Source organism: Defluviimonas sp. D31 (assembly GCF_033436765.1).
In the GTDB taxonomy this organism is placed as follows: Bacteria; Pseudomonadota; Alphaproteobacteria; order Rhodobacterales; family Rhodobacteraceae; genus Albidovulum.
In genome coordinates this window covers 1-7,670 of record NZ_JAWQFN010000034.1, presented here as the reverse complement: position 1 = coordinate 7,670, position 7,670 = coordinate 1, and the positions used below count along the sequence as shown (strand labels likewise).

The following is a 7,670-nucleotide window of genomic DNA, read 5'->3' as shown; positions in this document are numbered from 1 at the left end:
GAGTGAACCCTGCCGGGACACAGATGCCAGCGCGGTCAAGCCGCCTGAAGGACTTCACATATGCAACCCGATTAGCGAAGACGGGTTCGAATTGGTCTGACACCACCCGCCCATGTTCTCAGCCTCGGTCTCGATCTTAGGCCAAATCCCCTCAATCAATTCGGCGAGCGTTTCGACATGCCGCGCCTCCGAGTCCTGGGAGATCACAGACAGCCTGAGAACGGTGCGCCCCTTCCAAAGGGCTGTACGAACGAAGACGCATCGCCCCGCATTTAGCCGTTCGGCAAGCGCGGTGATCTTCCAGCATTCATTGCTCAGGCTGTGGCAGCCGACAACGATCTGGTTGAGGTCCATGCGGTTCAACACTTCCAGCCCTCCGACCCGGCTGATGCGCCGGGCCAGTCGGGATGCGGCGTCGCAATGCCGGTCGACCAATGCTGCGACGCCGTTGCGGCCGAGGCGGCGCAGCACCGCCCAAGCGGCAAAGCCCTGAGCGCGGCGCGACAGGCCCGGAGTAAATGCCGATGGGTTGCGCCCGTCTTCCTCGGCCGCGTTCAGGTAGCCTGCGGACTTCTGCATGGCGCGTTGATGAGCAATCTTGTTTCGGACGATAGCAAAGCCGGATTCGTAGGGCAGTTGCAGCCATTTGTGGCCATCGACCGACCAACTGTCGGCAAGTTCCGCCCCCATGGCCAGATGCTTTCGGGTGGTCGAAGCCCGGGCCCATAGTCCGAATGCGCCGTCCACGTGCATCCACGCATCATGCAACCGCGCCAGCGCCGCAATCTCGGCCAGCGGTTCGAACCCTCCCGAATTGATGTGCCCGGCCTGGGCCACGACGATCTTTGGCCCCTGAACACGACCCATGGCGACGGCCAGGTCGTCCGGACACAGTAATCCGGCGTCGTCCGACGGCAATTTGTGAAAATTGGCCTCGCCGAAACCCAACTGGCGCAGGGCGGCGTAGTTGGTGACATGGGCATCGTCACTGAGGAAGATATGGACTTTCGGCGCCCCCTGAAGCCCCTCTGCGTCGATGTCGTAGCCACCGCGCCGCAGCACTTCCCCACGTGCGGCGGCGAGCCCCACGAAGGCGGCCATGGTCGCACCGCCGACAAACCCGACGGAGCTTTCTCGCGGCAGGTCGAGAAGTTCAAGAAGCCAGGCTTCCACGGCCTCTTCCGCCGTCGCAGCGGCGGGCGAGGACTGGTAGATCGCCGCGTTCTGGCCCCAGGCGGAGGTGAGCCAGTCGGCGGCCACTCCCACCGGGTCGGACGCCCCCATGACCCAGGCGTAGAAATTCGGACTGGTATTGCCCACAAGGCCCGGCTCGGCGGCCGCGATCAACTCATCAATCACGCGCGCGCCGGGCAGTCCATCATCCGTCAGGGGAAGGCAGAACCGCTCCCTGAGTGCGGCGGATGAGGCGGATGGGCTGATCGGGTGGTTGCCCCTCCGATAGTCCCGCGCGTAAGCCGCCGCGCGGGTCAGAACATCGGAATGGGCAAGATGTGCAAGGGCGTGTGCCATGTCGAACTCCAATCTACCGGGGATGCATCCATCCGGGCAGGAACCTGTAGGGATTGGCCGTCTTGCTCGCGTCGAAGCTGAGGCCGAGAGCGTTCAGCCGCTCAGCCATAGAGCCATCCTTGAACGCGTCGAAGGTTTCCGTCGCACCGCCAACATGCGTCCCGCCCACAAAGATCTGCGGAATGGTTGGTACGCCGGTCCTGACCCCCAGCGCGGCCCTGAGATCGCCGCCCAAGTTGTCCTTCTGCATCGCGGCCGCATCGAGCTCCACCGCGTGATAAGGCACGCCCGCTGCGGCAAAGAGCTTGCGTACAGACCAGCTGAATTCACACCATTCAAGGACGAACATCACAACGGGATGCTGCGCGACGATCTCGTCGACCATCTTTGCGGCCTCGGGCTTGCAGGTCGGTGCGGCCGAAGAGGCCGCCGGTGTGGGGACCGTGCTGTCGAACCGTGCACCTGGTGTGGACCGCGACAGCGCGACCTCATCGTCGCTCATTTCCTCCTCGATGCCATCGAAAAGGACCGTGGACATGTAGCGTTCGCCGGTATCGGGCAGCATCGCAACGATGCGCGACCTTTTGGGGGCGGTCTTCGCCACTTCCAGTGCGGCGGCGAAGGTTGCACCGGCGCTGATGCCGCAGAAGATGCCCTCCTGCGCCGCAAGAGCGCGCGCCGCTTGCAGGGCGGCATTCCCGGCGACGGGTTGGAACGCGTCGATTGCCCCTGCGCTTATGGCATCTTCAGCAAGTTTCGCGATGAAGTCCGGCGACCAACCCTGCATCAGATGGGGTCGGAACATCGGGTGGCTCGCCGGGCGGCCCTCTGCATCCCGCTCCTGTACGATTCCGCTTTGCATCAGCGGTACGTTGTCCGGCTCTGCGACAACGATCCGCGTCTTGGGGCATTCGGCGCGCAAGACCCGAGAGACGCCTTTCAGTGTGCCGCCGGTCCCGAAGCCGGTCACCCAGTAGTCCGGGCCCTGCCCACCAAAGGCATCAACGATTTCCCGCGCGGTGGTGCGGGAATGCATGTCTGCATTGGCCTCATTCTCGAACTGCCGGGCGAGGAACCAGCCATGTTCACGCGCCAGTTCCTCGGCCTTGGCGAGCATGCCTGTGCCCTTCTGCGCGGCGGGCGTCAGCACCACCTTGGCGCCAAGGAACCGCATCAGCTTGCGACGCTCGACGCTGAAGCTTTCGGCCATGGTTACGACCAGCGGGTAACCCTTGGCCGCGCAAACCAGCGCAAGGCCAATGCCGGTATTGCCCGACGTCGCTTCGACCACGGTCTGGCCGGATTTCAGGGCGCCGCTCGCCTCCGCCGCCTCGATCGCGGCCAAAGCGAACCGGTCCTTGACCGAGCCACCGGGGTTGAAGGCCTCGACCTTGACGTAAAGCTCGACACCTGCTGGCGCGAGGCGGTTAATGCGGACGATGGGCGTATTGCCGATCGTTTCGAGGATGGAGCCGTGAAGCGGCGGGGCAGTTTGGGGGATGGGTTTCATGTGCATTTCTTTTGTCCTTTTCATTGTGTCTGATCGGTCATGCGGCCGGGGCGGCGCCCGCATCTGCGACCATGTGAACCTCGTGCTGGACGACCTGGGCGTCGCGAAGCGCGAGGTACCAGGGGTCCTTCGACAAGGCGCGGTCGACGAGGCCTTGAACAGCGGCGCGGCCTTCGTCCGTTGCGATTTGGATCCGTATCCGGGATTCCAAGGGGGCGGCAGTGCGCGTGCTCAGCCCCATCAGCGCGGCATCGTCGAAATCGCATTCAATCGCGACATCGACCGAGTGGAAGACCAGCCCTTCGCGGGCGGCCATCATCTTTACACCGATGCCGACGCATCCAACGATAGCGGCGCGGGCGAAAAATCCCGGGCTTGGTCCGGCAGCGTCGCCGCCCATACCCGGCCCCATATCCATCGTCGCGCGAAACTTGCCTTGCTCTGCGTGGCAGGTCAGCCCGTCTTCAATCCGGCCGGTTGTCACCAGTGTGTTGCACGCAGCGGCAATGTCTCGTTGCATCCGGTCGATCACGGCGGACTGGGCTTGCCGGATAACCTCGTCCCGCGCAGGGATCGGTTTCACATCGGCTTCGGGTTTCATCATGGTCATAGTCCTTCCTTTCAGGCCGCCGAACGGCCGTGTGCACAAAGAATGTGATCGGCAATGGCGGTGGCATCGGCGCCAACGCCGTCGATCAGGGCAGAATTGCGCCGCCGCAGAAAGGGCAAGCCAAGGACGTAAAGCCCTGGTGCCACCAGCCCCTCTCGGTGCATCAGCCGGCCCTTGCGGTCGAAGACCGGCAAGTGCAGCCAGTTGTAGTCGGGCTTGTACCCGGTCGCCCACAGGATGGTCCGGGCATGCCCACTGCCGAGATAGAGCATCAAGCGTGACGAGGCGGGACAAGGCGTTGCCGCAAAGCGTTCAATCGGGCCGATGCCGGTGATACCGGCTCCCTTGGCCCAGGCATCAAACGTTTCGAGCAGCCGGTTCATCTTCAGGTCCGACAGCGCGCAATGGTTGTGCAGCGCACCGGAAAATAGTGCCGCGCGGTCACGGATGGCGCTGAGGCGGCCGACAATCTCAACCCCTTGCTCGGCAAGACTGTTTAGATCGCAAAAGCGCTGCACGGGCGACCCGATGAGTTGCAGCGAAGGAACGCGGCGCGCGCGATCGATGTCATCGACCTCGTCGATCCGCGTGCTGTGAATGCCTGCACGATCCATCCACCACTGGATATCCCGCCCGCGATAGTGGCGCGGCATACGGATATGCTCACCGGCCGAAAGAATGACCTCATGCCCGGCGGCGCGGATCTCGGCGGCAAGCTGGACGCCGGTTGCCGAAGCGCCGACCACCAGAACGCCGCCTGGCGCAAGCTGGTCGGGGTTGCGGTAGTCGAGAGCGGTGATCTGTTCGATCCGGTCCGGAATCTCCGCTGCAAATCTAGGGACCGAAGCCATGCTGCAAGCCCCGGTGGCCAGTATGAGTGTGCCGCAGGTCCAGTCGCCCCGGTCGGTAGCAACCCGGTAGACATCGCCGTGGCGCGTGACGGAGAGAACGCGGGTGCGGTCTTCGATGGGCGCGTGGCTGGCGGCGGCGTAATCGTTCAGGAAACGGGAAACCTCGGGCATCGTCATGAAGCCGTCCGGGTCGTCCCCCTGGTAGGCAAAGCCGGGCAGCCGGCTTTGCCAGTTGGGGGTGAGCAGCCGCAGGCTGTCCCACCGCTCATGCCGCCAGGAATTCGCGATCTCACCACGCTCCAAGACGACATGGGGGATGTTGCGGTCCGACAGGCAGCGGCTCATCGCGAGGCCGGCCTGGCCGGCGCCGATGATGAGGGTTCCAATGTGTTTCATGGGTCTTGCTCCTGTCGGACCGGCTAGGTCAGGCAACTTTCACGTTGACGGACGTCGGGTTGGTGAGAATGTCGAAGACGGCCGAGCGTTTCTGCGACTGGGCCACCAGCGCGCGGATTTCATCGGCGGTCGCGTCGGCGTCGATTTCGAAATTGACGCGGATGGCCGAGAAACCGTTGCGGATGTCCGGGTCCATGCCGAGGATTCCACGCACGTCGATGTCGCCTTCGACCATCGCGCGCACATAGTGCAACTGGATGCCGCGGTGCTGGGCGACGGCCGCCACACCGCCGGAAAGGCAGCTGGCAAGCGCGGCCAGAACGATCTCCGGCGGGGTCGGGGCGCGGTCGGCAGCGGCAAAAACTTCTGGATGGTCGCTGTCGATGCGGAAGGTTTCCTTGCGTTCGTGGTTCTGTCCGAGGCCGAAGTAACCGTTGATCGCATTGGTGCTGTGGGTACCGTCCTTCCAGTCGCAGATGCTGCGGAAGGTGAAGGCAGCCGCCTCGGGCATCTCGGCGAACGCGCCGCGCGCGCCGATCAGGGCTTCGGTATTGACGCGGTTCGATACGGGCTTGGTCATCGTGGAAGTTTGCATTTTCGTTCCTTTCAAGAGTTTTCTGTGTCTGATCTTCGAGGTTTGTGGCGATGGCCGGATATTCCGGTCCGGGATGGCGGGCCTTTTGGGCCCGGCGCATTCAGTGATGCCGTCCGCCCTTTCGGGGCTTGGAGAGCAATGGGCTCCTCTCTGCGTAGCAGCGGCGGGAGGTGTCGCTCGGGATCAGTCGCGAAAGCCCGTCAAAGCCGCTGCCATAGCGGGGCCTGCGGTCTTTCTTCATCAAGTCGTCCATTTCGCTTTCCTTCTTCGTTCCGGGCCCTTTCCGGGCTGATGGGAAAGCAATACAGGCAGCTTTTGCTTGTGGTCTTGAGCAGGGGGTGGGTAATTTGTGGGGAAAGTCTGAGTTTCGGTGGGGAAGGCTTTTTGCATTACGCGTTCGACGGTTTCGCGCTTGATCTGAACCGGGGCGATCTGCGCCGAGGAGATGACGTGTTGCCGGTCGAGCCGATGGCTTACGCGGTGCTGAGCCATCTAGTGCAGAATGCCGAACGTCTGGTTGCAAAGGACGAACTGGTCGAGAAGGTCTGGGACGGGCGCTTCATCTCCGACGCGGCGGTTTCGACGGTGATCAAGTCGCTGCGCCGCGTCCTTGGAGACGATGGTAAACAGCAGCGTTATATCCGCACGGTTCACCGCCGGGGATTCCGGTTCGTCGCGGATGTTCGGATCGTAGCGCCTGCAGTTGTGACGGAGCCGCGACTGCAAGAAGTTGCACAACCTGTCGAGACGGTTCCGGTGGAGCAAAGGCCTTCGATCGCGGTGCTGCCATTCACGCTTATCGGCAGTTCCGAGGTGTATTCCGCGATTGCCGACGCGATCCCGGGTGAACTGATCTCCATCCTTTCAAGGCTGCGCTGGCTAAAGGTCGTGGCACGGGGGTCGAGCTTTCGGTTTCGCCCGCCGTTGCAGGATTTCGAGGCGATCCGCTCGGCGCTTGGCGTGACCTATGTCTTGTCGGGAGAGGTTGATATCCTCGGTCCCGCGCTCGGCATCGCGATCGAGCTTGTCGATGCGCGGAGCTCGCAGGTCGTCTGGGGTGATCGGCTCTCGGGCAAGATCGATGATGTGCATGACATGCGCGAACAGATCGTTGCCCTAATCATTTCGGCGATGGAACTGCACATCCCGCAACACGAAGCGCAGCTTGCGCGGTTGCGTGCACCATCAGGTCTTGATGCCTGGTCACTTTATCACATCGGCCTTCAGCATGCCTTCCGCTTCAACCGGGGGGACAATGCCCGTGCCGCCGACTATTTCCAGCGTGCAACCGAACTCGATCCGCTCTTTGCCCGCGCCCATGCGGCCCAGTCCTTCGTCAGCTTCCAGGCGGCGTTTCTGCGCTATTCGACAGATCATGCGCGCGCCATCGACGATGCCAGGCGCCATGCGGAGCGGGCCGTGGAGCTTGATCCCATGGACCCGTTCGCGAATTTTAACTTCGGCCGCGCCCACTGGCTCAGGGGCGACCCAGCGGCGGGGCAGTCCTGGCTGGAACGGTCGTGTAGTCTGAGCCCCAGTTTCGCGCAGGGTTACTACGCGCATGGCTGGGCCGATCTGATGGCGGGCGATGGGCAAGTCGCCCTTGAGAATCTTGAAAAATCAATCAGCCTCAGCCCGCTCGACCCGTTCCGCTATGCGATGCTTGCGGCAAAGGGCATGGCGCATTTTCAATTGGACGAGATGGACGAGGCCGCGCGCTGGGCAGATCAGGGCGCGCGGACGCCGGGCGCGCATTATCTGATCAACGCATTTGCTGCTGTGATAAACGAAGCCGCCGGTCGCCACGATCAGGCGCGATACTGGACGCAGGAGGCGAAGGCGCGCCGCAAGGATGTTTCGATCGAGGCATTCTTCACCGCGTTCCCATTCAGAAATAAGGCAAAGCGAGAAGTGCTGTCCGACGCCTTGGCGACGCTAGGATTTCCAGAAAGATAGGCAGGCAGTCGGCCTTAGAAACGCGGTTACTAATCATTTTGGTACTATTTGGGTTTCTGGCAAAGTGGCGCATGGGGCGGTGTCAAGTTGAGCACCTTGATGGGGGCAGCGGTGCAGGCGATGTCAGAGGAACCTAGCTTGCGGCGAGGCAGGGCGCCGACTAGCGTCGCTTGATGTCGAAACCTGACCCGTTCAAATACTTCAAGACGAGCCGCGAGATCA

The 7,670-nt window shown here is 62.8% G+C and carries 6 protein-coding genes and 1 pseudogene; 1 reads left to right on the top strand and 6 read right to left on the bottom strand.

The features are described 5' to 3' along the window. Nucleotides 1-54: 54 nt before the first annotated feature. The 6 genes and pseudogenes from R5H32_RS20330 to R5H32_RS20305 form a co-directional block, all read right to left on the bottom strand. The gene (locus tag R5H32_RS20330; RefSeq protein WP_318340474.1) at nt 55-1,530 is read right to left on the bottom strand and encodes a pyridoxal phosphate-dependent decarboxylase family protein; all 1,476 of its coding nucleotides are present in this window, start codon (nt 1,528-1,530) and stop codon (nt 55-57) included. Nucleotides 1,531-1,543: 13 nt separating this feature from the next. Beyond that, the gene (locus tag R5H32_RS20325; protein WP_318340475.1) at nt 1,544-1,879 is read right to left on the bottom strand and encodes a glutaredoxin domain-containing protein; all 336 of its coding nucleotides are present in this window, start codon (nt 1,877-1,879) and stop codon (nt 1,544-1,546) included. Between the two features lie 114 nt (nt 1,880-1,993). Continuing rightward, nucleotides 1,994-3,046: pseudogene (locus R5H32_RS20320) on the bottom strand (PLP-dependent cysteine synthase family protein); the annotation flags it as partial. Nucleotides 3,047-3,077: 31 nt separating this feature from the next. After that, nucleotides 3,078-3,650 carry an OsmC family protein gene (locus R5H32_RS20315; protein WP_318340473.1) on the bottom strand — a complete coding sequence of 191 codons (573 nt, stop codon included), beginning with the start codon at nt 3,648-3,650 and terminating at the stop codon, nt 3,078-3,080. Between the two features lie 11 nt (nt 3,651-3,661). Then, nucleotides 3,662-4,897, bottom strand: coding sequence for an NAD(P)-binding domain-containing protein (locus R5H32_RS20310; RefSeq protein ID WP_318340472.1), 1,236 nt, complete (start codon nt 4,895-4,897; stop codon nt 3,662-3,664). A gap of 28 nt (nt 4,898-4,925) precedes the next feature. After that, a complete protein-coding gene (locus R5H32_RS20305) occupies nt 4,926-5,477 on the bottom strand; it encodes an OsmC family protein (RefSeq protein WP_318340471.1) in 552 nt (183 codons plus the stop codon). Between the two features lie 306 nt (nt 5,478-5,783). Here R5H32_RS20305 and R5H32_RS20300 point away from each other — a divergent pair, with 306 nt between their 5' ends. Further along, nucleotides 5,784-7,448 (top strand): winged helix-turn-helix domain-containing protein, encoded by a 1,665-nt coding sequence (locus tag R5H32_RS20300; RefSeq protein ID WP_318340470.1) that lies wholly within the window; start codon nt 5,784-5,786, stop codon nt 7,446-7,448. Nucleotides 7,449-7,670: the final 222 nt, after the last annotated feature.

Excerpts from the sequence above, each read along its gene's own strand:
- R5H32_RS20310 (WP_318340472.1), bottom strand. The coding sequence starts at position 4,897 with ATGAAACACATTGGAACCCTCATCATCGGCGCCGGCCAGGCCGGCCTC.
- R5H32_RS20315 (WP_318340473.1), bottom strand. The coding sequence starts at position 3,650 with ATGACCATGATGAAACCCGAAGCCGATGTGAAACCGATCCCTGCGCGG.
- R5H32_RS20330 (WP_318340474.1), bottom strand. The coding sequence starts at position 1,530 with ATGGCACACGCCCTTGCACATCTTGCCCATTCCGATGTTCTGACCCGC.
- R5H32_RS20300 (WP_318340470.1), top strand. The coding sequence starts at position 5,784 with ATGGGAAAGCAATACAGGCAGCTTTTGCTTGTGGTCTTGAGCAGGGGG.
- R5H32_RS20325 (WP_318340475.1), bottom strand. The coding sequence starts at position 1,879 with ATGTTCGTCCTTGAATGGTGTGAATTCAGCTGGTCTGTACGCAAGCTC.
- R5H32_RS20305 (WP_318340471.1), bottom strand. The coding sequence starts at position 5,477 with ATGACCAAGCCCGTATCGAACCGCGTCAATACCGAAGCCCTGATCGGC.